This window comes from Pricia antarctica (assembly GCF_900101815.1).
Classification (GTDB): Bacteria; Bacteroidota; Bacteroidia; order Flavobacteriales; family Flavobacteriaceae; genus Pricia; species Pricia antarctica.
Window position 1 is genome coordinate 27,339 of sequence record NZ_FNAO01000007.1, and the last position, 24,601, is coordinate 51,939.

Genomic DNA, 24,601 nt, shown 5'->3' on the forward strand with positions numbered 1-24,601 from the left:
TCGCCAATTACGAATTAGGAGGCAGTGGAATTTGATTTTCAGTGCGCCATTCGACCAATTCTTTTGTCAATTGTTGCGTAAGCTTTGGCTTCACCTCTGCAAGGTTAATGGCTTCGGAATGGTCTGATTTCAGATCATAAAGTTCCAGTTTGCCATCGGCCAAAAATTGGATCAACTTATAATTCCCCTTCCGGATTATGGAACAGGTACCATGCTTATATTGACTGGCAAGGGGCCAAAAAAGAGGTCTTTCCGAAGAGGATTCAGCATCCTTTTGAAAAAGATCAGTGAGTGAGTTACCGTCCAATTGTGCTTTATAATCGATGCCGGCTACATCCATTAAGGTCGGAAAATAATCAAGTACCGAGATAGGGGCAGCGGTTCTTCGAGCTCGTATTTTACCGGGCCAATTAATCATGGCGGGTACTTTGATCCCACCTTCATAAATTTCCCCTTTCGCACCCCGTAATAGTTTGTTTTCCGAAGCTATAGGGTGGTATCCGTAATCCGAAGTGAATACGATCATGGTATTCTCCCGAAGATCATTTTGATTCAAATAATCGACAATTTTCTTCATATTGTCATCCATAGATTCCACCATCGTGGCATCGAAAGGTACCTCCCACATTTTTTATAAAACCCCTGCCTTCGGGATAGTATTTCATCACGGCTTTGGTCTTATGGTTCTGTACCCAACTGAAATCCCCCGGATCAGGCTGGCATAATTTTTTCTGGATAGGCCAATTCATGGCCAGTTCTTTTTCGGGATAGGGGCCGACGATATGCCATTTGCCCAAATGAATGGATTGGTAACCGGCAGTGGCAAGTGGCTCCGCATAAATCGGATGTTCGCGACCGACCGTCCACCGAGAGAAAATGTTTTCCTGTGCATCGCCTTTTTCCAGTACGGGTACGGTATAGACCCCCGTGCGAAAAGATTGCTTGCCGGTAAGCAAGGCTGTTCGTGAAGGGGAACATGTGGGATACATATAGGCATTATCAAAGATCAGGCTTTCTTTGGCTAGAACATCAATGGCAGGGGTTTCGAAATAGGTTGAACCGTTAAAGCCAACATCGGCATAACCAAAATCATCGGCCAGTACGAAAATAATGTTCGGGGGTTGTTCTTGCCCATGCATGGGAAAACCTAACAACAAGGACAGATAAAATACGAAGGCGTAACTTACTTTCATTTGATTGAGGGTCTATTTCTGTTTAACATAATCGAGGGCCGGTAAACGTTTGCCCGTTTTATAGTCCAATCGCTTTCCGTAATAAATATAGTTGTCGAAAACGTCTCCATTGCCCAAGGTGCGCGGATCTCCCTGAGAAACAAGTTCTTTTTCCATGGTAGCCCTGAGTTGTTTCATTTCTTCGGCATATTCGGGCAGGCCGGCCAAATTTTTCATACAATGGGAATCTTGCTGAATGTCGTACAGTTCCTCCTCCGGTCGTTTGTCGAAGTTCATTTCAAAAAAATGGTATTCATCATCCTCGGGTTTAAGGTCCGTCAGGTAGCTTTTGGTGGGAGAGCCATCGCAATTTAAATAATCAAATTCGGGATTGCCGACGGGCCACCGTTCGGGTTTGATATTGTGGGAATAGAGATATTTGGACGTACGAATGGCGCGAACAGGATACCCCAGATCGATGCCGTCTTCATTGGAACGACCCACATCGTGACGTTCCTTGCCCAGTAAGGCATGGTCGCGAGCGGCATCGATCTGTCCCGATTTCTGGGAGGTTAGAATATCTATAAAACTGCTTCCGGTCATTTGAATATCGCGTGTTGTTCCGGTAACTTCCATAAATGTGGGTGCCAAATCGGAAAAACTGACAAAATCATCGACCGTACGGCCCGAGAGAATTTTGCCTTTCCAATAGGCGATCAGGGGAACATGAAAACCTTCTTCATAAATCTGCCCTTTTACACGCGGGAAGGGCATGCCATGGTCGGAGGAAATCACGACGAGCGTATTGCTTAACAATCCTTTTTCTTCCAAGATCTTTATTGCCCTGCCCACTTGGGTATCGAACCATTCCACCTCATTGGCATAGTCCAAAAGGTCACCTCTGATAGTTTCGTTGTCGGGGTAGAAGGGAGGCACATCGGCTTCTTCCAGTTTTTTGCCGGCTTTTTTCCAGGAATCCAATTCATAAAACCGATGAGGTTCTTTAGCGCCCAACCAAAAGCAAAAAGGGGCATTAGATCCATTTTTATCCAAAAAGGTCTCGAAGTTGCCGCTGTAATCGATATCCGAGATTCCCTTGTAGGGAGGGGTAAGTGTCAATTCATTATACTCCGGCCCGGCCGGATTGTCTTCGGTGTCGTAAACGCCTGGTCCCCATCCCTTACCGGTATAGCCAACATGATACCCCTTTCGTGCCAGCAGGGCCGGATAGGTCTTGAACTCTGAAGGAAAACGGCCATTGTGGTCCGTCGCTTCCTTGAGTTGCCAACTGTATTTGCCGGTGAGTATGCACGCACGCGCCGGCGAACATTTAGGGTTTCCGTTGTAGGCATTGTTAAAAACAAGGCCCTGCTTGGCCAAGCTATCGATAGCTGGGGTGTTGATAAACGTATCGCCATAAGCCCCAAAACTTTTCATAGAGGCATCATCGGCGATACAAAACAGGATATTGGGTTTTTTAGTGGAATTTTGACCATTTATGACACTTATTGATATAAGCAGAAAGAGGCCGAGTGTAATGTTATGTTTTTTGATGTTTCGCATATCTTGTTTTAATTTAGGATAAAGTAAATGGAAAACTGGCTAGGTAATGTCGTTGATGGTAAACGGATTGTATCTGGGAGTATATTTACATTTTTTTTGCTTGGCTATATTTTCCGGGAGATACCTTATACTTATTTTTAAAGAGCTTACTGAAATGAGTACGACTTTTGAAGCCGATCATAATGGAAACTTCATTGACCGATAGTTCTTGTTTTTGAGTTAAGAGTTCTGCAGCCTTTTTTAATCGGTACATTTTCAGTAGTTCAAAAGGAGTATGGTTTGTAAGTGCCTTTACTTTTTGGTAAAAATGGGTTCGATTTAAGTATAATTTTCTAGCAAATTGGTCGATTTCCAAATCTTGATTATCCAAATTCTCGGCCATTAGATTGTACAACTTTTCAAGAAAGGCATTGTCATTTCTATTGTTGATGTCATTATCATGTGTAAGTGGAATTCCTACCTCGAACCGCTCACGTAATCTTGTTTTGTTTTCCAACAGACCCTCACTTTGGGCAATCAGCTGTCGAACATCGAAAGGTTTTTTAATATAGGCATCGGCACCATCGCGAATACCCCTGATATGGTCGTCTATGTCTGTTAGCGCTGTCAAAAGAATAATGGGAATATGGCTTGTTGCCATATCTGATTTGATTTGTTTGCAAAGTTCAAGGCCGTTCAATTTAGGCATTTGAATATCGCTCACGATTAAATCTGGCCATTCATCCTCCATTGCACTTAAACATTCCTGACCGTCATTGAAGGTTTTGACCTTATAGAATTTAGATAGAAATTGTGATACATAATGTCTCATATCCGCGTTGTCCTCTACATAAAATATGAGATTTTCAGTATAATTTCCACTTGCCTTTATTTGTGCGGTATCGACTTTTAGATCTAATTGACTTTGAATGGAAAATTCTTTTTCAGCTAACAAAATGGTCTGCTCTCGTCGCTCTTGATCTAAGGCTGATTCTTTTTTAACTATGGGCAGACGAACATGAATCGTTGTGCCTTTTTCCAATTTACTTTCTGCCTCGATATAGCCGTAATGCATTTCGATCAGTCTTTTCGAAAATGCTAGGCCAATTCCAGAACCTGTGGAATGTATATTGTTCTTGTTATGTGATTGGTAGAACCTTTCGAAGATATGTGGAAGATCTTCTGCATCGATTCCTTTTCCAGTATTTTTTACTGACACAATTAAGTCCTTATCATTACTCTCATATTCTATGGTTATGTTGGCGTTGTCGCTAGAATATTTAAAAGCATTGCTCAATAAATTGTTGAATACTTTTTCTAATTTATCTCGATCCGCTGAGACTACAATATTGGAATGCTTACCAATAACCTCCAATTGTCGATTGTTGTTTGTGGCCAAAAACCTAAAGTCAATAAGTAGGTCTTCTAAGAAGACATCAAAATAAAATCGTGTATAATTCATTTCGATGAGGTTGGCTTCGGCGCGCTCAAAATCGTGTACTTGATCGACCAAGTGTGTTATTTTCCGAGATTGTCTCTGAATGATATTCAATTTCTCCTTGACATCGGCATTCCCTTTATATCTCTCGGATAATATTCTAACGGGGCTGGTTATAAGATTAAGAGGAGTCTTTAATTCGTGGGAAATATTCGCTAAAAAGCGGAGTTTGGCTGCATTCACTTCCTTCTCCTTGTTTTTTTCAAGTTGTTCGATTTCGACATTGTGCCGTAACGATTGTATTTTTAAAATGTAATACAATACTATACCGAGAATTAACAATGCCAGTAGGGCATAAAGCAAATAGGCTAACGGGGTTTTCCAAAAAGGGGGGGCTATAGAAATATTCAGAATTTTGGGTTCGGTCCATTCCCCGATGGAATTTGATGCCGCCACCTCAAGTTTATATTTTCCCGGTTGCAGTCCGTTATAATTCAGGATGCGCTGATCCGATGGTGCTTCGATCCAGTTAGTATCAATGGGCAACAATTTATATTTTATAAAGTGATTTTCCGGGGCGGCATAGTGCAGTGCATGAAGTTCTACGGAAAAAACGTTCTCATTATATTTTAAATTTAATGTGTCGGTATTGGAGAGCCGTTTTGGCAGAATAACCCGTCCTGCCAAGGTATCCATGGGGCGGATCGTTTTATTGAAAATTTTTAAATCTCCGAATTGCAAATTGGGAAGTTGTTCCTTGTCCGGAATATTCCCTGGTTTAAAATAACAAAATCCTTCAAGGCCTGTGACTACGAAATATCCATTGTCCAGTAGTGATGCACCATACCAAAAGTCTTCAAATGGTAATCCGTCTTCTTTACTGAACCGCCTAAATTTTTGTTCTTTGGTATTAAATTTATTCAGGCCTATATTTGTCGTAACCCACAGGTTTTGTTCATGGTCGATTAGAATGCTTTTTACCACATTGTTGGAGAGACCTTGTTTTTCCGAAAAAGACAAAAATTCCGGTTTTCCATCACTTTTCATCACTTTGCAGATTCCCGCACCCTCAGTACCTATCCATAATTCTCCCCTGGAAGAACGTACGATGTTCGATACAAAATTATTTGGCAACGCCCTATTGGACCCATCATTTCGATATTGGTCTATTTGGATCGCCGCCATTGGACGATTGTCCTTAACAGCTAACCTGAACAAACCATCTTCTGCAGTTCCGAGCCATATGTAATCAAATAGAGGGTCGGCATAAACATATCGTACCAACGAGAGTTTGGCATTTCTAAAAAGTGAATGGTCGTTCAAAGCTTCGATATGTAAAACTTTCCCGAAGGGATTTAAGGTTATCCTATACCCCCCATTTCTACAACCCAGCCAGATATTGCCTTTTTTATCTTCGGTTATTTTGTACGGTTCCGTGGCATCGAAGCCTGGTAGCGAAGAGGTATCTATGCGCTTTGGAACCAGTTCGCCGGCATCTAATTTAAAATACCCTACGCCCGTGATTTTAAACCATGTATTTTTTTTGGAATCCACATAAATGGCAGATACACGAGATAAATACGATTCATTTAATGTAAAAGCAAGCGGGTCAAAATTGCCCGATATTGTATTGAAGAGCGCCAATCCCCCGCGATTTGTGGTTAAATAAAATCTATTCTTATCTAATTTTGCTAGTTGTCTTAAATGCCCGTTGCTTACTCCGAAATTAAATTCAATTTCTCCATGAACCGATTTGAACGGATTGCCAGTTTGGGCGAACCTGTATAGTCCCTTGTCAAAAGTGCTCAACCAAAACCCATTATTCTTTGTTGACATGAAAGCGCTGACCCGAAGCAGCCCGGTCGAGGACTTAAAAATCAAAAAATTACCAAGACTGCCCGATGCTAGTGACTGTATCGTATCGATGCGGATAGCCCCTTCGTTCAGGGTTCCCAGCCAAAGATGGCCTGTCTCATCAAAAGTGGCACTGTTAAAGTTATAGGTGTTTAAAATGTTAATTCGAAGTAGGTCATAGGTATACTGCTTTCCTTCTTTTTTAAAGGATATAAGGGCTATCCCGCTGGACAAAGTCACGAGAAGGGTATTGTCGGTAATTTTGGTAATGGACCTGCTAAAGTCAATTTCGCTGGGTAATATCTTTTGAAACTGACCGCTTTCAGGGCTAAAACCGATTAGTCCCTTCGAAGTCGCGTACACGTAATGATCTCCGTCCAAAGTTACCGGACTAAAAAATTCTATAGGCCCATCAATAAAATCTTCCGGAGGTAAAAACTGCCCCCTTAATGTATAGTCTTTATTAAAGACGAGGATACCCTCTTTTTCGGTGGCGCAGAGCACAAAACCTGTATCGTCGATGGTGATGTCTCGGATAATAGGTCCTTTGACGCCCTTTTTTGCAAGCAGATTGGAATAGATAGTGTTAAAATTTTCAGAAGTATAGTGGTACAGCGAAATACCCGAATCGGTTCCTATCCATATATTTCCTTTAATGTCTTCTTTGATCGCCCTGACCCGGTTATTGACAAGGACGATATTGTCGACTTTGTTTTTAAAGGTTTTTAAGTCGTAACCGTCATATCGATTAAGTCCATCGTAGGTGCCTATCCACATGTATCCCCTTGAATCTTCCAAAATTGACGTGATGCCGTTATGGGCCAAGCCTTCAGAAATAGTTAGGTGTTGGGCATAGTCTAGCTTTTCTTCTTGTCCATGCGCCAAAATGGCAAGCAGAAAAAAAAAGAACAAACCAATCAATCGTCTACATTTGGTATGCATTAATTCAAGAGCTAATTAGTTTCGAAAATAGTAATATAAATAAAAAATAATTCTGATTTCCAACGTCTAAGTTAACGATTGATCATTTAAATGGAAGACATTAAAAATGTTTGAATCTTTATACTTTAAATTGTGTAAACGCCATTACGGCAAAATACTTTAAATTGAGTATACGCCGTTAGGGCAAATTCTTTATCCTAATTAATTTTTGATTACTTCTTTAATCTGTACTATGGGAGACAAAACAATTATTAATAGAGACAAAGAATTATAGCTTAAAAATAACTTTGTGCTTGTTATTCCATTCGTCAAAATACTTTACCTAAATAAAAATAAACCCCCAACTGAGGGTATTAAAATGACAAGAAAATTATGAAAAAAATTATTTTAGTTTGCCTAATATTCTTTATTGCCATGTCATCCTGTAAGCAGGGGCCTGAAAACAAGAGTAAAGTTGAAGATGTAGAAACAAAAAAACCAAATATCGTTATCATCTATGCCGATGATCTAGGGTACGGAGAACTTGGGGCGTATGGAGCTACGGAACTAAAAACGCCCAATCTTGACAAGTTGGCCAATGGAGGGGTACGTTTTACCAATGGGTACGCTTCTTCCGCTACTTGTACCCCAAGTCGGTATGCGCTATTGACAGGAAGTTATCCTTGGCGCAATAAGAGCGCAAAAATCCTTCCCGGTACGGCTCCGCTTATTATCGATACGGCCCAGATGACCATACCCAAAATGCTGAAAGGCAAAGGATATCATACTGGAATCGTTGGTAAGTGGCATTTGGGGCTTGGGACCGGAAATGTAGATTGGAATCAAAAAATTGCACCTGGGCCGAACGAAGTGGGATTTGATTACAGTAATATTCTGGCTGCGACCCAGGATAGGGTTCCCACGGTGTATATTAAAAACGGACATGTGGTCAATCTTGATCCTAACGACCCGATTGAAGTCGATTATAAGAAGAATTTTGCAGGAGAGCCAACAGGTTTGGAAAATCCTGAACTGCTTAAAATGAAATGGCATCATGGCCACAACAATAGTATTGTAAATGGAATACCCCGAATCGGATTTATGAAAGGTGGTGAAGCTGCCAAATGGGTGGATGAAGATATGGCGGACACTTTTTTGAGCGAAGCGCAACACTATGTCAAGGCGCACAAAGACGAACCCTTTTTCTTGTATTACGCCTTGCAACAACCGCACGTGCCCCGTACCCCTAATCCTCGTTTTGTTGGTTCATCTGGCCTTGGACCACGAGGCGATGTCATCGTGGAGGCCGATTGGTGCGTTGGCGAATTCGTTAAAACTCTTGAAACTGAGGGGTTATTAGAGAATACACTAATTATTTTTTCGAGTGATAATGGACCGGTACTCAATGATGGCTATTATGACGATGCCGTTGAGAAGCTGGGCAATCACAAACCTGGAGGTCCCTTGCGAGGCGGCAAATATAGTTTGTTCGATGCAGGTACACGTGTCCCGTTCTTTACCTATTGGAAAGGCCATATAAAACCTATGGTTTCCGATGCTATAATTTCCCAATTAGATTTACTTTCTTCCTTAGCTGAATTGGTCGATAGCCCTGTGAAAGGAGAGGATAGTGAGCCGTTGTTAAACGTTCTTTTAGGCGAAAGTGACACTGGTCGGGATGAAATGGTGCTTGAAGCCACTTCAAGAACCGCATTTCGAAAAGGGGATTGGGTTATGATTCCACCCTATGATGGCCCGGCGATTGCCAAAGAGGTGCAAATCGAGCTAGGTAACTCAGATGAATACCAATTGTATAATTTAAAGGAGGATATCGCACAGCCAAATAATCTCGCTTCTGCCAATCCGGAAAAACTTCAGGAAATGATAACCGCTTTTGAAGCTATCAGAGGAAAAGAGTATAAAAAAACAGAACAACTGGAGCTAAAATGACCTTCATTTGAGACCACTTTGGAAATATACTACTGAAATAGGTCTCATATCCTGATACCTTATAAATGGAATCAAAAAAAGATTTTGTCACGCAATTAATCGTCGAATCGCCAGGAAGGATAAATCTTATCGGAGAGCACAACGATTATAACAATGGTTATGTACTACCTGCCGCAATCGATAGAACGATAACATTTCGAATGGGAAAGAACGGGTCAGAAAAGCAATGTCGAATTAAGAGCAAAGGTTACGGTGATATACTTTACGTAGACCTTGGAAATATTGCGAAAAGCAACGAAGGATGGCAAAATTATCTTTTGGGCGTACTCTATGAAATTGGCCTTCGAACTGATAAATTAAAGGGATTCGATTGTACAATAGAAAGTAATTTGCCCATTGGGTCGGGAGTTAGTTCTTTGGCAGCCTTGAAGTGCGGTCTTGCTTATGGCCTCAACGAACTTTTCGGGTTAGGGTTGTCCAAACTTGAAATCATAAAATTATCGCAGACCGCAGAACACCAAGTGATGGAACTACCATTCTATATAAGGAATGAACATTATGAACTTCACTAAATAATTTAATTTTTCTCCTCTTCAACTTGAGTTTTGGGAGCAAACTCAACGTTGATAATCAAAATTTCCCTAGCTCCTGCGGAAGTAGGACAACCAATTATCTCCAATCCTTACCTTTTGGACCCACTACGCTGGTCCGCTGGGGATTCTTTCCGTTCCAGTTTTCCATGCCCTCTTTCAGCGGTACAGGATCGCGAGCGGCGAAAAGCCGCTCACCCTCTCTTTTCCTTACCCAAAAAATTTAAAGATTTTAAACTTCATTTTACGCAATCTTAATAAAACAATCTTAATTAAGTTGAATGAACAATTATCGGAAAAAAGATAGCTTTTTTCCGATAATTACAATTTGTATTACTATTTTAAACATTTGTTGAGCAGGCTTTTGAAAATAAATCGGAATTTAGGGGCAACAATACTATAGTTGGAAACTACCTGATTTTAACCGTAAAAATGTAACTTAAAAAACTAATAATGAATTTTAGAAATTTCACCGCCTTATGCTTAGTGATTACTACTTTGGCTTCGTGCGGTAACCAAAATAAGAAAGAAAAGACTGAGATAAGTGAGACAGATACCACCGAGGTTTTTAAACCCAATTGGGAATCAATAAAAGCACATTACAAAGACCCCAAGTGGTTCAGCGATGATAAATTTGGCATTTTTATACACTGGGGGGCATATTCGGTGCCCGCTTTTGGTTCGGAATGGTATCCGAGACAAATGTACATGGATACCGCCACCTTTTCTGCACAATTAAAATTGGGGGAAAAAGGGCCGAATGCCACATATACCTATCATAAAAAGACTTGGGGCGACCAGAAGGAGTTTGGATACAAAGATTTTATTCCTATATTCAAAGCTGAAAAATTCGATGCCAAAGAATGGATTGATCTTTTCAAGAAATCGGGTGCGAGATATGTAGTTCCCGTTGCCGACCATCACGACGGATTTGCCATGTATAACTCCAATACCACCCGATGGAACGCCTTCGAAATGGGTCCCAAAAGGGACGTGTTGGGCGAACTCTTTGAGGAAGGGCGCAAGCAGGGCCTTAAAATGGGCGCTTCGTCACATTTCGCCTTTAATTGGTCATTTTATAACAAAAAGGACAAGTTCGACACCGTAGAACCCGAATTTGCCGACCTCTATTCCAGCAAGGGCAAGGATCTTGAAGAACCGGTCTCCGAGAAATTCAAGCACCGTTGGTGGGACAGAACCGTTGATTTAATCGATAATTATCAACCCGATATTCTGTATTTTGATTTTTATGTAGATATCGACGACTTTGCCGATTTGCGCCCAAAATTGGCAGCCTATTATTATAATAAAGGAATCGAATGGGGAAAAGAGGTCGTTATCAACGACAAAAACTTTGACCATGAGGCCTTTCCCGAAGGAACCGTAATCTACGATTTAGAGCGAGGAAAGTTACCGGGCATTAGAAAATTGCCTTGGCAGACCGATACATCCATTGGTAAAAATTCATGGTCGTATGTGACCGATTGGGATTCAAAAACCCCGAACCAATTAATCGATGATCTGGTGGATATTGTTTCCAAGAACGGAAATTTATTGTTGAATGTGGGGCCGAAGGCAGATGGTACCATACCGGACGATCAAAAGAAAATTCTCTTACAGATTGGTGCTTGGCTTGCGACAAATGGAGATGCCATTTATGGTACCCGGTATTGGAAGACTTTTGGTGAAGGTCCGACTGAAGTTAAGAAGGGACACCATTCCGAAGGAAAGAACAAAGAGTTTACGGGCCAAGATATACGTTTTACCCAGAAAGGGAATACTCTTTATGCCATTATGTTGGCTTGGCCAAAAGCTGGCAAAATCAATATTGAATCCCTGGGCAGCAAAAGTGAATATGCCAAAGATCTTAATATTAAGGGGATCCGGCTTTTGGGAAGCGATGCCAAAATCAGTTTCGATCAAACTGAAAACGGGCTTTCTATTGAAAACCTAGGGAACAAAACTGGTGATTATGCGCATGTTCTAGAAATTACGATGTGATGGTGTTACCCTGATTGTATGTCTCATGGCGGCACGTATGTCTTGGTAGGACTTTCTAAAGGCCAACTGACCTTTTCACATGCCGCTATACATGCCAAAGAAACGACGCTTATGTGAAGCAGAAATGCGACTCTGGAAGATTTTGAACATGTAATCTCGGTTCTGGAAAAGGGCGAATTCCCCAAAAATTCGTTTATTACTCACAACGTTCGTTACGATCAAATGATCGACCAATTCGATAATTGGTTAGATCCGGCGAACGGCGTCATTAAGGCAACAGTCGATTTTTATGGGGACATTTTAGTATAAAAACCATTGATGCATCCGTACCCACATGGTATTTAAATCTTTGAGACCTTGAAAAATACAATTATCAATCATCCCAATACGTATCGATGACCTCCTGGATGTGCGGATAGTTTTTGTCCGTTTCATTTAGGTCTTCCCTTAATTGAAGCAATTGTTTTTTCAAATCTAAAATCGTTTCTTGATATGCAGGATCTTTATAGGCATTGTTCATTTCTTTGGGGTCTTTTTTCAAATCGTAAAATTCCCAAGCCGGAGGGGTATGGTTGGTAAAATCGTTGCCCCAGCTCTCTTTGTTCCATACGGCATTGGGGTCATCGGTATCGACCCAATATTTTCCGTAGAAAAAGATCAGTTTATACTCCTTGGTACGGATTCCGAAATGTGCCGGGTTTTGGTGGCGGTGAGCCAGGTGCATCCAGTATCGGTAATAGGTGGACTGTTGCCAACCCTCAGGTTCTTTTCCGGTCTCCAGAATTTCCTTGAAACTCTTTCCCTGCATATAATCGGGAGTTTTTCCACCGGCCATTTCGATTAGCGTAGGTGCGAAATCCGTATTGTTGATGATGGCATCGGTATGGCTTCCCGCCTTGATTTTTTCAGGATATCTTACAAAAAAAGGCATCCGCATCGATTCGTCATACATCCATCGTTTGTCAATATAATCATGTTCACCGAGCATAAAACCTTGGTCGCCGGTGTATACAATGATGGTATTTTCCAACAGACCTTCTTCTTCCAAATAATCCAATAACCGTTTAACATTATCATCGACTCCTTTTACACAGCGTAGATACCGTTTTAGGTATTCTTGATAGACTTTACTGGTATGTGCTTTTTCTTCAGGAGAATTCTTGAATTTTTCGATTTGCTTGCCATGGTAGTCCTCGGCGTTGCCATAATTTTTATAAATAGTACTATCGATGTATAGGTTCATCGCCTGGTTACGGATTAGATTTCGATGCGACACCGAGGAGCCGAGAATGCGGGTTAAAGAATCGTTCTTGCCCCGTGTTCCAACTGATCCATTATTACCATTGTCATAAAGACTTTCCGGCTCAGGAATAAAGGTATTTTTTAGATAATCATCGTATCTGGGAGCATTCTCAAAATCGTCATGGGGCGCCTTGAAATGGTGCATTAAGAAAAATGGACGGTTTGGGTCCCTTTTGTTCTTTAGGTAATCTAAAGTGGCATCCGTGATTTTATCCGATGAATGGCCAGATGTCTTGACTACGTTTTTTGGCCAGGCTTTGTCGCCCTGAACAAGAAATTCAGGATCAAAATACTGTCCTTGTCCCGGTAACACATAATAATAATCGAATGATGCTGGCTCCTCATGCAGATGCCATTTGCCCACAATGGCGGTCTGATATCCTAATTTTTTCATCTCTTGGGGCAAATATTGTTTCTCGACAGGCAGCATCCCCTCAAGGTCGAGCACTCCATTTGCTTGGGAGTTCTGGCCTGTGATAATGGCGGCCCTACTAGGTGTGCAAATCGAATTACTAACAAAACAATTGTCGAAAATCATTCCATCGCTTGCAATCTTATCAAGGGTGGGGGTAGGGTTTAAACTAGCCAAACGGCTACCGTATATTCCGAAAGCTTGGGTCGTATGGTCATCGGCCATAATGTAAATGATGTTGGGTCTTTCTACATCATCGGGAGTCGTCTTTTTTGGATTACATGATAAAAATAAAACAGTGCAAAGCAGGAGGTACTTGTAATTTTGAATCATAATTTCTTAGTTAGTATTGTATTCGTCGAGTGATTCGAGTGTCAATGGATCGTTCATTTCTTTTTGCAATTGCAAAAGACTATTAAAAAGTTCCGTTACTTTGGTTTTATACTCCGGATCTTCGGCCAAATCATTCATCTCCTCTGGATCCTTGTTCATATCGAACAACAGCACCTTGTTCAATTTTGGATATACAAGTAATTTGAACCCGTCTTTTCGTATCATGCGTTGAAAGTTGATGTAACCGTTGTAAATGGCCTCGTAATGACTTTTCGTGCGACTACCATCAACCAGATCCATTACGCTATTAAAAAAGACATAATCGGGTTTTTCAACACCGGCTATTTCTAAACTCGTGGCCATTGCATCCTGTAAATAAATATTGGCATCGACTTTTTTATTTTTTGGAACGTCCGGTCCAACGATCATGAACGGCGAGCGTATGCTGTGATCAAATTGTGTCTGCTTTCCTAAAAGGCCGTGCCTACCCATTGCCAATCCATGGTCCGATGTGAAAATGATATAGGTATTGTCCATCTTACCCGTTGCTTCCAATCCATCCAAAATTTCACCGATCTGCTCGTCCATATGTGTAATCAAGGCATAGTATTCATGAATATGGGTTTTGATGGCAAATTCCGTTCTGGGAAACGGGGCAAGTGCCTCGTCCCGTAACCCTGGTCCGTTACCTATACTGTCTTTAAAGGGATACATGGGCAAAAAACTATCCGGAACACTAATATCGTCCAGCGAATACATGTCCAAATATTTCTGGGGTGCTTGCCTAGGGTCATGTGCCGCGTTAAAAGCCAAATACATAAAGAAGGGATTTTCACTTTTTTTGGTCTGCTCGATAAAACCGAGGGCATCGTCCTTAAGTACTTCGCTCCAATGTTTGCCGCCTTCCCAAAAACCGCCGTATTTCATATCGGTGGGTGACCAAGTGGTATCATTTTCACTAAGGGGCCGGTTATACCCGACCGCTTTGATCTCTTTTTCAGATTTTCCCTCTTCAATCATCTTATTTATATATGGTATAGTGTTCATGTGGCTCCAAGAATCCCGTGGCATTCCCGGTCGCACATGTTCTACATGCTGAAAAACACTGGTTGCAGGAGCGTCGACATGCCATTTTCCGGTCATATAAGTGTCATAGCCTACACTTTCCATGAGTTTGCCCCAAGTTTTGTCCATGTCTTTGCCCGCTACCCAACCCTGTCTAAATTTATCGACGTCCCATACACTTCTGCCGGATATGATCATGGCCCTTGATGCCGCGCAGACCGCACCGTTCCAAGCGCCCATGTTATAAGCGTGCGTAAAGGTTGTTCCGTCATTTACCAAACGGTTCAGGTTCGGGGTCTTGACTTCTTTGTTGCCCAATGCACTAATTGCGGTGTAAGTCAAATCATCGGCAAAAATGAATACTACATTTGGCATTGTCGGGGGTACTTCCTTTTTTTCGGATTTACATCCAACAAAGGCAATCATAATCAGTGCTACTACTAGTTTCTTCATTTTTCAATTTGAGTGTAATAGGATGGTATTTTTTTTGCCATTGGAATCTATAAAATTACTTTCAAGTCTGTAACTTCCTTTTGTAAGCTTTCCTTCTAAAACCGCAAAAGGTCGGTTTTCATCGACGTTGGCCTTTAAAGCAACATCGCCCAAATTGACAATTGCCTTTGTAGGATATATTTTTCGTCCTTGGGGCAAAACATCCCGAAAAGAAGTTTCTGCAATTTCTTCTGCGGAAGCATTTAGCGCCAAACCTGATTCGGGAGGATATCGGTATAACTGGAACCTGTAATTTCCATCTTCGACCACCTTGAAACTATAATAGCCTTCAAGGGCTTTCTCACCCTCCCGAATCAGCCTCTGGTTCCATGGAATCGCATTTTCTGAATGAATATCATGCACGGTAACCATAACCGGGTTCGCTTCTTCATACCCTAGAGGAATTTCGGCATACGGTATATAAGCTTCAATATCTGCCCACCACATGTCATAAAAATCCTGCATTTTTTCGACCCGATCGGGATGCTCCGCGGCAATATCATTGTTTTGACCGGGATCTTCAACGGTGTTATAGAGCTCGGCCTCATTCACCAAACGCCATTTGTTCTGCATAACGCATGGGTTTCGCCCTTTTATAGGACATTGGTTTGGTTGAGTGTCGATGACCAACATGCGATTGGTACTATTTTCTGTTCCGGCCACTGTCTTTACTATGCTTTTTCCATATAGCGGTTTTTTGGCCTTGAATTCTATTCCCGTTGCTAAAGTAGGCAGAAAATCTACATGGGCGACCAAAAAAGGGTATCCCGATAAGTCCATCGCATTTCTACGCGCCATTGCCGATGGCGATTTAGTGGTCTAACATACCCATCAAATCTGGCCCGATGATGACCAATACATCGCTTAACAGTGCTTTATTTTTCGTAATTTACTATTACTATTTTTTATAATATGTCAAACGTTCGGGAAAAAGACAATACAATTGAAAGATGGTTCAATCTGCATGCCGATGAACTATTCAGTTGGGCTTTTCACAAAACATCCTCCAAAGAAATAGCCGAAGACCTGGTACAGGAAACCTTTTTATCCGCTGTAAAGGGCTTCAAAAATTTTAAGAATGAAAGTAAACCCAAAACCTGGCTTTTTGCGATATTGAACAATAAAATAATCGATTTTTATCGTAAAATGGCCAAATCATCTGCTATAAACGGTATAAGTGCAGAACAAAAATTTATCAAGCAGACCAACTCTTTTTTCGATTCAAACCAAAATTGGAAAATTACCGGAAACGAAGTTGCATGGGAAGAAGAAGTCCACCTTTTGGATAACAGTGAATTCAAATGAGCAACAACAGGTGTATGCGGCAGTAATTTCGGAATACGATGCCCGAATCGGGGAATTGTTCGACACCTTAAAAGTATTGGGAATCGATGAAAATACCCTGGTTGTTTTCTCTTCTGATAATGGACCGGAAATAACGGGAACTAAAAAAGTTACTGAAGATAATTCCACTGGCCCCGGTTTGGGCACCTATTATTCGGTAGGTGAAACAGGGGGACTCAAAGGGCGTAAGCGCTCCCTCTTCGCGGGGGGTGTTCAAATTCCATTTTTAGTGCGTTGGCCCGGTAAAGTAACCGCTGGAAAGGTCGATAAAACAACGGAATTGGCCAGCGTAGATCTGCTGCCAACTTTTTTGGAACTGGCAAGAACCTCGTTTCCCAAGGATTACGAACCCGATGGCGTGAGCATTGCATCTGCCGTTTCAGGGAAGGCCTTTGATCGACAAAAGCCCATCTTTTGGGATTGGCGTTATTCCAGCGATCGACCCCATTTTTGGCCAAGTGCGGCCGTGCAGCAAAACAACTGGAAACTGCTGACGAATAATACATCGGGAAGAACCGAACTTTATAATATTGCTTCCGATTGGTCTGAGCAAAAGGACCTGTCCGCTGAAAACCTGGAAAAACGTAAAGAACTAATGGAAAAGCTCAAAGCCTTTGAAGAGACAATACCCAAAAACCCTCCTGAAAATTGCTTTGCGGAAATGAGAAAAAACTTGGAATAGCAACGGCAAACATACTAAAATTGTTGTTCTAAATAGGTGGTCGAATCAAACAGAATGGGTGTTGCCACGATACTTTGAACATGCATCGGTTTGGGATTACTTGAAACAAAATAGTCCCTGAATACCCGAAAGCGACATCTGGATTTGACAGAATGATTAACTAACGAAAATAATGTAATGATGAAAGTACCAAAACGAACGATGAACAAGTATTGTTTTATACTGCTGGTAGCATTGGCTTTTTTGTTCTCATGTAAAGAAAAACAAGAAGAACCCATAAAATCGGAAACAAGGCCAAACATAATTCTGGTGATAACGGATGATCAAGGGTATGGAGACTTGGGCAGCACGGGTAATCCAATTATAAAGACCCCAACGATCGACAATTTTTCAAAGGAGGCGGTGGCCCTTACTAACTACCATGTAGGTACTACCTGCGCCCCGACTAGGGCAGGTTTATTGACCGGCAGAAATTGTAATAGAAATGGCGTATGGCATACTATTATGGGGGCTTCCATTTTGAATAGGGACGAAATAACGATGGCAGATGTGTTTCACCAGAACGGCTACAAAACAGCGATGTTCGGCAAATGGCATTTAGGGGATGAACATCCATTTCACCCCTATGAAAGAGGGTTTGATGAGACTTTTTATCATGGAGGTGGCGGTGTAGGGCAAACTCCCGACTATTGGAACAATGATTATTTTGGCGATACCTATTTTAGGAACGGCATCCCGGAAAAAACCGAGGGTTATTGTACGGATGTCTGGTTTAATGAGGCGCTAAAATTTATAGCCGATAAAAAGGACGAACCCTTCTTTTGTTACCTAAGCCTCAATGCGCCCCACGGACCGTACAATGTGCCAGAGGAATATTACAGTTTGTATAAGGATGAAACGGCTATAAGTGAAACCCAAAAGCGTTTTTATGGCATGATTACCAATATAGACGACAATTTTTCCAAACTCCTGAAAAAACTTGATACCTTGGGTATTGCAGAAAATACAATCGTAATATTCACCACCGACAACGGTACGGCGGCAGGCTATAAGGTCGATGATAAAACTGTTAAAATTGATGGTTATAACGCAGGTATGCGGGGTATAAAAGGCAGTGAATATGATGGAGGGCACAGAGTACCTTTTTTTATTAAATGGCCGGATAGGAATATTGGAGGTGGAAAACAACTTTCGAATCTCACAGCGCATGTAGACATGCTGCCAACCCTAGCCGCATTGGCAGACATCGATTTTAAGCCGGTAAAAACTATGGATGGCAAGGACATCAGCAGCTACTTACTTGGCACGGATGATATTCCGGACAGAATGCTGGTCACCGACACACAGCGCGTGCCCTGGCCTATTAAAGGAAAACAAAGTAGCGTAATGGATGGAAACTGGCGACTTGTAAATGGTAAGGAACTTTATAATATAGAAAAGGACCCTGGTGAAGAAATGAATCTGGCCGACCAAAATTCGGACAGGGTCAATAAAATGAATGCCTTTTACGAAAACTGGTGGACAGATGTTATAAAAGAGACAAAATATTCGGTTATAGATATAGGAAGTGGCGGAACAGATGTGCTAACCTGTCATGATGCGCATACAACAGATTATTATCCCCCGTGGAACCAAGAATTGATCCGGGAAGGCAAACCAATGAAACCGGCACCCTTTTCTGTAAATTTTGTAAAAACAGGAACCTATAAATTTTATTTGGGCAGATGGCCTCGGGAAAGCGAACTTGCTTTGGGCGACGAAGTGCTTGACGAGATACCGGCCACACCGTATACCGATGGCAGAATCAATGGCAAAGCAATGAATTTTACCAAAGCCCATTTGAAAATAGGAGAAAAGCAGGTAGAAGTGAACGTGGATAATACCGCCAAGGCTGCAATACTTGAGATGGAGGTTCGCCAAGGGGAAACAGAACTATTGGGATATTTCGATATGACGGACGGTACGCCAAGCAACGCTTTTTACATCGATGTAGAATTCGTCGATTAAACCAATTTAAAATCATTTACAGCAAGACTTCCTCTATGTATTAGAAAAATCGTCAATCTTAGGGTCAACTAAAGAAGCAAATGACCATAAATAGTTTGTATGAAAACTAGGATACATTTCGCACCCAATTACTTCTACGACCCAACGCATCCCATTACCATTGCGCTCATTGGAGTAGGAGGGACAGGCTCTTTGATGTTGGCAAGGTTGGCACGTATAGATTTTGCATTACGCCAGATAGGACACCCAGGGTTGCATTTAGTCGCTTATGATTCCGATGTTGTTGAAAAAAACAATGTTGGCAGACAGTTATATACACTTTGTGATATTGGGGAGTATAAAGGGGTCAATGCCGTCAATAAGGTAAACGTTGCCTTTGGGCTTCAATGGGATGGTATTCCTATGGATTCGCTCCCTGATGGCGAGGATGTTAGGGCGAACATCATAATTACTTGCGTAGATAATGCACGATTTAGAACGCTATTGTCAAAATCGCTTCATTTTCCTTTCAAAGGTTCTGAATATCAAACCATGTTCTATTGGTTGGATATTGGAAACAGTAGGGATACAGGGCAGTTCGTTTTGGGAACGTTGTTCAAGGAAGAAAGAAACATTGATGGGGAGGATTTTGAATTGGTGGACAACTTGAAAAACATTATCGACTTTTTCCCCGATCTGGATGCGCAAGATACACCTATTCTGCAGGGAGCGGGATGTGCTTACTCCGATAAGTTGAACGAGCAATCATTGTTTATTAACGATGTGTTGGTTGCCCATGCTTCTGATTGTTTGTTTCGGTTGCTTTACCATAAACTAATCAAAAAACATGGCGCATTTGTGAATTTGGAATCGGGTAAAGTAAGCTCTATCAGTATTTGAGTTTCAAGATAAAAGTTAAGGGAATAAAATAGAATTCGATTATGGAAAGACTAAACTACAAGGGTATAAAATTGAAATAGAACGGGAAGATTACCCTCAAAACCTGTTAAATGATTGGGACGGCCACGTATTATTTTGTCTACATCATAGACGATATGATTTGCAAAACGACACCGATTTCGATACCGATGAATTTGAGCATTGGAATGTGGTGAAAGAAGCGATTGAAGATGAATAGAGTCCATTGGTACTATTGCCGGTCTATTTGTACGATCATGTCGGTATAACCATTAAATCCAGTCCATTCGGTTGTCGGTGGGATAGCGGTCAAATCGGATTTGCTTTTATAGATAGACCGACAATGAAACAATGGGGCTTAAATGAAGGCGACAAAACTGCCGACGAATTGGAAGAAATAGTTGTAGGTAATGTTCAATTGTACGATGACTATCAAAGGGGCAATGTTTTCGGATATACCATAACGACACACATGGGAACATTTTGGATAGTTGTTGTGGTTATTATGGTGATTTGGGCAAAATGGATATGGTCGAGGAAGCCAAATCTATTATCGATAATGAAATAAAACAAAAGGCAATGGAACACATTTTAAGAGTAAAGAAGTGGATAAGGTCACAAGTTCCTTTTATTTATAGGGAATCATTCAGGCAAATTCAATCATAAATTTTAATTCCAATAGTGAGGTAGATATAAATGAAAAGATAGGTCGGTGGGAAAATGTCCCTGATTTCTGCTTTAACCAAGGTAGTCTTACAATTTTTTAAGCAAAGTTGGATTGATAAGGAAAACTACATAATGTTTTACCTATGTTTTACCTACGAATAAAAAAAGGCCTCCAATTTCTTGAAGGCCCCGTATTTAATGGTAGCGTGAGGGGGACTTGAACCCCCGGCCTCCGGGTTATGAATCCGACGCTCTAACCAGCTGAGCTACCACGCCATCGCGTTTTTAAAACGGCTGCAAATATAGAATTTAATTTTCGCTTCTTCAAAAATCCTTTCCTAAAAAGATTCTTTCGCTTTTGTTTTTTTATCATGGGGAAATCTATATATTGCCCGAAAGAAAATATCCCAAATGGACGATAAAATAAAATTTCAACTTGAATTCGTAATACAGTCATCACCGCAGTTACTATATCAGTATTTATCTACCCCATCTGGACTTTCAGAATGGTTCGCCGATAACGTGAACTCCCGTGGCGAAAAGTTTACGTTTATTTGGGACGGTTCTGAAGAAGAAGCAAAATTGCTGAAGCGCAAGAGCGATGAATTTGTAAAGTTCGCTTGGGAAGAATCTGAAGATGGTTCTTTCTTTGAAATGAAAATTATCGTTGACGAAATTACCAAAGACGTATCCCTTTTTATCACCGATTTCGCGGACGAAGACGAGGTAGAGGAATCGAAAATGTTATGGACCAACCAGGTTTCGGATCTGAAGCAGGTGTTAGGGTCGAAATGATGGGTTGTATTCGAAGTCCCGATTTTACGTATCTCGATCGGTTACCACCTTATATTTTCAGTTTTCAAAAAGTGTAGGGGTATATGAGTTCCTCAAAAGCACGGTTTTCCAATTATGACTTTTGCCTACTGATTACGTCTTAACTGAATACCTCTTAACTGATTACTTCTTAACTGATTACATCCTACTGACTGCTACCTTATGGTCAATTTCAACGGGGAGCTTCTCCCCACTACCGAAACATTTTTAGACCACCAAAATCGGGGATTACGCTATGGCGATTCGCTTTTCGAATCGATGCGGGCGGTCAGTGGAAAGTTATTTTTCTGGGAAGACCACTACCTTCGCCTGATGGCTTCGATGCGCATGCTACGTATGGAAATTCCGATGGATTTTACCATGGAATTTCTCGAAGAAAATATTCTTGGGGTCATCCTTGCCAATGATTTGGACCAAAGTGCGGCCCGCATCCGCCTTACTGTCTTCAGAAGTGATGGTGGACTTTATCTACCCGAAACTAATGTGATATCCTATATCATCGAGGCCAAAGCCTTACAAAATCCTTTTTATGTTTTAGAGGATAATCGCTACGAGGTAGAACTTTTCAAAGATTTTTACGTGAATCCCGATATGCTATCCACCTTAAAAACCAATAATAAGATTATCAATGTGGTCGGTAGTATCTTCGCACAAGAAAACGATTACGATAACTGTTTGCTAATCAATACAAATAAACAGGTGGTCGAAGCCTTGAACGGCAACCTCTTTTTGGTCAAAGGGAACACTGTAAAAACCGCTCCATTGAAAGATGGCTGCCTAAACGGAATCATCCGTAAAAAATTGATGGAAATAATTAACAAATTGGAAGGTTATGAACTAGAGGAAAACTCCATTTCGCCCTTCGAACTCCAAAAGGCTGACGAGCTTTTCATTACGAATAGTATTATCGGAATTCGGCCCATTACAAAATATCGCAAAAAGGAATTCGGTAATGTGACCGCAAAGAATTTGTTGGGTAAGCTGAACGCGGTGGCACGGTTGGGGTAAAAATTCAGTTCAAATTCGGATTTTCAGGAGCATTCGACCAAAGCAGATAATTACCCCCAAGCTCCATCATCTTTTCTTTCCAAAAGGCATCTGAAGATTTATGGATGATGGCGCTTTCGTAATCGTTTTTGACCACGACCCACGATTTTGACAAAAGTTCTTGATCTAATTGCAACGATGACCAACCTGAGTATCCCAAAAAGAATCGGATATCCCCTTCGGATATAATCCCTTTATTGATAAGGTCTATAAGGTTTTCAAAATCGCCGCCCCAATAGATACCATCGGATATTTCAATACTGTTGGATATCAAATCCGGCACTTTATGGATAAAGTATAGATTGTCTTGCTCCACGGGACCGCCATTGTACACTTGAAAGGGAATTTCGATTTCGGTAACCAGATCGTTGATATGGTAGTCCAACGGCTTGTTTAAGATAAAGCCTACCGAACCCTCATCGCTGTGTTCGGCCAATAGTACGACCGAACGGTTGAACGATACATCGCCTGTCAAGGTGGGCTCAGCAATGAGCAGTTTGCCCTTTTGTGGTTTTAGGTCGACCATGGTTTTTCGGACTTCATAGCTCTAAAATAAGACAATTCCTATAAATACCAATTACCTTTTAAAAAAAAGCATCCCGCAATTGCGGGATGCTTTCTAAATATAATATGATACCTACTAGTTTACCGAACTTGCCAAATCAGAACCTGCTTTGAACTTTACTACGTTCTTTGCTGCGATCTGAATCGTTTTTCCTGTAGAAGGGTTTCTGCCTTCCCTTGCGTTTCTTTTAGATACGGACCATGATCCGAAACCTACCAACGATACGCGGTTTCCTTTTTTAAGAGATCCTTCAACGTTGCCCAAGAAAGACTCCAATGCTTTTTTTGCTGCGGCTTTTGTGATGCCTGCATCTGATGCCATAGCATCGATTAATTCTGTTTTGTTCATAGTAAATAAATTAAAAGTTGTTAAAAATGCGTTTAAACGTTCAACAAATTTATACGGATTTGCCGTCAACGCAAGTAAAATAGGGGTAAATCCCTGTTTTTGTTGATAACTCGGGTTGTTTGTTAATAAAGTAAGGCTTTTTTTACGATTCTTGCAGCCCAATGGTAGCGGGGCTTTAGGTCACAATGGCATTTTCTTTGAAATTGAAGCCATTCAACAGGTCTTGTGTTTTCATCTTTCGTTTACCCGGTAATTGGATTTCAAGAAGATGTATAAACCCATTTTCGACGGCAACTTTCAGCATTTTGTTGTCGATCAGAACCTTACCTATGTGTTCATGATGGGTTATTTTTTCTTTGGACGCCTCATAAATTTTCAAGGCAATTTTTTCGTCGCAGTTGACCAAGGTAGTCCATGCTGTAGGATAGGGGCTTAGTCCCCTTATCTTATTATGGATGGCTTCCAGGGAATCCGACCAATCGATCTCGCAGGTTTCCCGATGTATTTTATGGGCTATTTTCAGGGAGGATGTATTTTTTTGCATTTCGGTTCTTACCGAACCCTTTTCAATCTGTTGTACGGTTTTAACTACAAGACTGGCGCCCATATGCATCAAACGATCGTGTAAGGTGCCGGCGGTATCGTTTTCTGCTATCGCTGTTTTTTCCTGAAGGATGATTTCCCCGGTGTCAATCTTATCGTCGATAAAAAAGGTCGTCGCACCGGTTTCCGTTTCCCCATTGATAATGGACCAATTGATGGGTGCCGCGCCCCTATAGTCGGGCAATAGGGACGCATGAAGGTTGAAAGTACCGTATTCGGGCATGGCCCAAACCGCCTTCGGCAGCATCCGGAAGGCCACCACAATCTGAAGATTAGCGTTCAAAGCCTTTAATTCGGACAGAAAATCCTCGTTTTTCAGGTTGGTAGGCTGCAGCACGGTAAGACCTTTGGATATCGCATATTTTTTAACATCGGATTCCTGTAATTGTCTACCCCTTCCCGCAGGTCTGTCAGGGGCGGTTATAACGCCAACGACCTTGTAGCCTTCGTCCCGTATTTTGGCTAGGGTAGCCGTAGCAAACTCGGGCGTGCCCATGAAGATAATTCGTAAATCGCGCATTTGGACTGATGGTTTA

At 41.4% G+C, this 24,601-nt stretch carries 20 protein-coding genes, 1 tRNA gene and 1 pseudogene; 11 read left to right on the forward strand and 11 right to left on the reverse strand.

What is annotated here, in order from left to right; all coding sequences use genetic code 11:
- Nucleotides 1-7: 7 nt before the first annotated feature.
- The 4 genes from BLT07_RS21215 to BLT07_RS14005 form a co-directional block, all read right to left on the reverse strand.
- Nucleotides 8-628, reverse strand: a complete 621-nt coding sequence (locus tag BLT07_RS21215; protein WP_217633321.1) for a sulfatase-like hydrolase/transferase — start codon at nt 626-628, stop codon at nt 8-10.
- Nucleotides 582-1,193, reverse strand: coding sequence for a sulfatase-like hydrolase/transferase (locus BLT07_RS21220; RefSeq protein WP_217633322.1), 612 nt, complete (start codon nt 1,191-1,193; stop codon nt 582-584). Before BLT07_RS21220 ends, BLT07_RS21215 begins: the two co-directional genes overlap by 47 nt.
- A gap of 12 nt (nt 1,194-1,205) precedes the next feature.
- Nucleotides 1,206-2,735: a sulfatase family protein gene (locus BLT07_RS14000; RefSeq protein ID WP_091869992.1), complete on the reverse strand. Its 1,530-nt coding sequence runs from the start codon at nt 2,733-2,735 to the stop codon at nt 1,206-1,208.
- An 85-nt stretch (nt 2,736-2,820) separates the two neighbouring features.
- Entirely contained in the window at nt 2,821-6,948 is a 4,128-nt protein-coding gene (locus BLT07_RS14005) for a hybrid sensor histidine kinase/response regulator transcription factor (RefSeq protein ID WP_091869994.1), read from the reverse strand.
- Nucleotides 6,949-7,320: 372 nt separating this feature from the next.
- On the opposite strand from BLT07_RS14005, the gene BLT07_RS14010 reads away from it, so the two are divergent.
- The 4 genes and pseudogenes from BLT07_RS14010 to BLT07_RS21405 form a co-directional block, all read left to right on the forward strand.
- Nucleotides 7,321-8,877, forward strand: a complete 1,557-nt coding sequence (locus BLT07_RS14010; protein ID WP_091869997.1) for a sulfatase family protein — start codon at nt 7,321-7,323, stop codon at nt 8,875-8,877.
- A 65-nt stretch (nt 8,878-8,942) separates the two neighbouring features.
- Nucleotides 8,943-9,449, forward strand: coding sequence for a galactokinase family protein (locus BLT07_RS14015; RefSeq protein ID WP_091870000.1), 507 nt, complete (start codon nt 8,943-8,945; stop codon nt 9,447-9,449).
- A 471-nt stretch (nt 9,450-9,920) separates the two neighbouring features.
- Entirely contained in the window at nt 9,921-11,468 is a 1,548-nt protein-coding gene (locus tag BLT07_RS14020; RefSeq protein WP_091870002.1) for an alpha-L-fucosidase, read from the forward strand.
- Between the two features lie 12 nt (nt 11,469-11,480).
- Nucleotides 11,481-11,777 (forward strand): annotated as a pseudogene (locus tag BLT07_RS21405) (alcohol dehydrogenase); the annotation flags it as partial.
- A gap of 64 nt (nt 11,778-11,841) precedes the next feature.
- Here the strand turns inward: BLT07_RS21405 and BLT07_RS14030 are convergent.
- The 3 genes from BLT07_RS14030 to BLT07_RS14040 form a co-directional block, all read right to left on the reverse strand.
- Nucleotides 11,842-13,407, reverse strand: a complete 1,566-nt coding sequence (locus BLT07_RS14030) for a sulfatase family protein (protein WP_245726557.1) — start codon at nt 13,405-13,407, stop codon at nt 11,842-11,844.
- Between the two features lie 114 nt (nt 13,408-13,521).
- On the reverse strand, nt 13,522-15,033 hold the full coding sequence (locus BLT07_RS14035) for a sulfatase family protein (protein WP_091870008.1): 1,512 nt from the start codon (nt 15,031-15,033) through the stop codon (nt 13,522-13,524).
- Between the two features lie 3 nt (nt 15,034-15,036).
- Nucleotides 15,037-15,870, reverse strand: coding sequence for an alkaline phosphatase family protein (locus tag BLT07_RS14040; RefSeq protein ID WP_091870011.1), 834 nt, complete (start codon nt 15,868-15,870; stop codon nt 15,037-15,039).
- A gap of 114 nt (nt 15,871-15,984) precedes the next feature.
- Between BLT07_RS14040 and BLT07_RS14045 the strand changes: the two genes are divergently transcribed.
- The 5 genes from BLT07_RS14045 (at nt 15,985) to BLT07_RS14065 (ending at nt 20,570) form a co-directional block, all read left to right on the forward strand.
- Nucleotides 15,985-16,377, forward strand: a complete 393-nt coding sequence (locus tag BLT07_RS14045; RefSeq protein WP_091870014.1) for a sigma-70 family RNA polymerase sigma factor — start codon at nt 15,985-15,987, stop codon at nt 16,375-16,377.
- A complete protein-coding gene (locus BLT07_RS14050) occupies nt 16,364-17,098 on the forward strand; it encodes a sulfatase-like hydrolase/transferase (RefSeq protein WP_175455334.1) in 735 nt (244 codons plus the stop codon). Before BLT07_RS14045 ends, BLT07_RS14050 begins: the two co-directional genes overlap by 14 nt.
- A 177-nt stretch (nt 17,099-17,275) precedes the next feature.
- On the forward strand, nt 17,276-19,105 hold the full coding sequence (locus BLT07_RS14055) for an arylsulfatase (protein WP_091870019.1): 1,830 nt from the start codon (nt 17,276-17,278) through the stop codon (nt 19,103-19,105).
- A 99-nt stretch (nt 19,106-19,204) separates the two neighbouring features.
- On the forward strand, nt 19,205-19,984 hold the full coding sequence (locus BLT07_RS14060) for a PRTRC system ThiF family protein (RefSeq protein WP_091870022.1): 780 nt from the start codon (nt 19,205-19,207) through the stop codon (nt 19,982-19,984).
- Between the two features lie 361 nt (nt 19,985-20,345).
- Nucleotides 20,346-20,570, forward strand: coding sequence for a hypothetical protein (locus BLT07_RS14065; RefSeq protein ID WP_091870025.1), 225 nt, complete (start codon nt 20,346-20,348; stop codon nt 20,568-20,570).
- Between the two features lie 297 nt (nt 20,571-20,867).
- Here BLT07_RS14065 and BLT07_RS14070 read toward each other — a convergent pair.
- Nucleotides 20,868-20,944 (reverse strand) — tRNA-Met (locus tag BLT07_RS14070).
- 135 nt (nt 20,945-21,079) lie between these two features.
- Here BLT07_RS14070 and BLT07_RS14075 point away from each other — a divergent pair.
- Together BLT07_RS14075 and BLT07_RS14080 are read left to right on the forward strand one after the other, a co-directional pair.
- A complete protein-coding gene (locus BLT07_RS14075) occupies nt 21,080-21,463 on the forward strand; it encodes an START-like domain-containing protein (protein ID WP_091870028.1) in 384 nt (127 codons plus the stop codon).
- A 201-nt stretch (nt 21,464-21,664) separates the two neighbouring features.
- Complete coding sequence (locus BLT07_RS14080; protein ID WP_091870031.1) at nt 21,665-22,510, forward strand: aminotransferase class IV; 846 nt, start codon at nt 21,665-21,667, stop codon at nt 22,508-22,510.
- Nucleotides 22,511-22,514: 4 nt separating this feature from the next.
- Here BLT07_RS14080 and BLT07_RS14085 read toward each other — a convergent pair whose 3' ends face one another.
- The 3 genes from BLT07_RS14085 to fmt form a co-directional block, all read right to left on the reverse strand.
- Entirely contained in the window at nt 22,515-23,075 is a 561-nt protein-coding gene (locus tag BLT07_RS14085; protein ID WP_091870033.1) for a YqgE/AlgH family protein, read from the reverse strand.
- 114 nt (nt 23,076-23,189) lie between these two features.
- A complete protein-coding gene (locus tag BLT07_RS21745; RefSeq protein WP_091870995.1) occupies nt 23,190-23,462 on the reverse strand; it encodes an HU family DNA-binding protein in 273 nt (90 codons plus the stop codon).
- Nucleotides 23,463-23,637: 175 nt separating this feature from the next.
- The gene (gene fmt, locus BLT07_RS14095) at nt 23,638-24,585 is read right to left on the reverse strand and encodes a methionyl-tRNA formyltransferase (RefSeq protein WP_091870036.1); all 948 of its coding nucleotides are present in this window, start codon (nt 24,583-24,585) and stop codon (nt 23,638-23,640) included.
- Nucleotides 24,586-24,601: the final 16 nt, after the last annotated feature.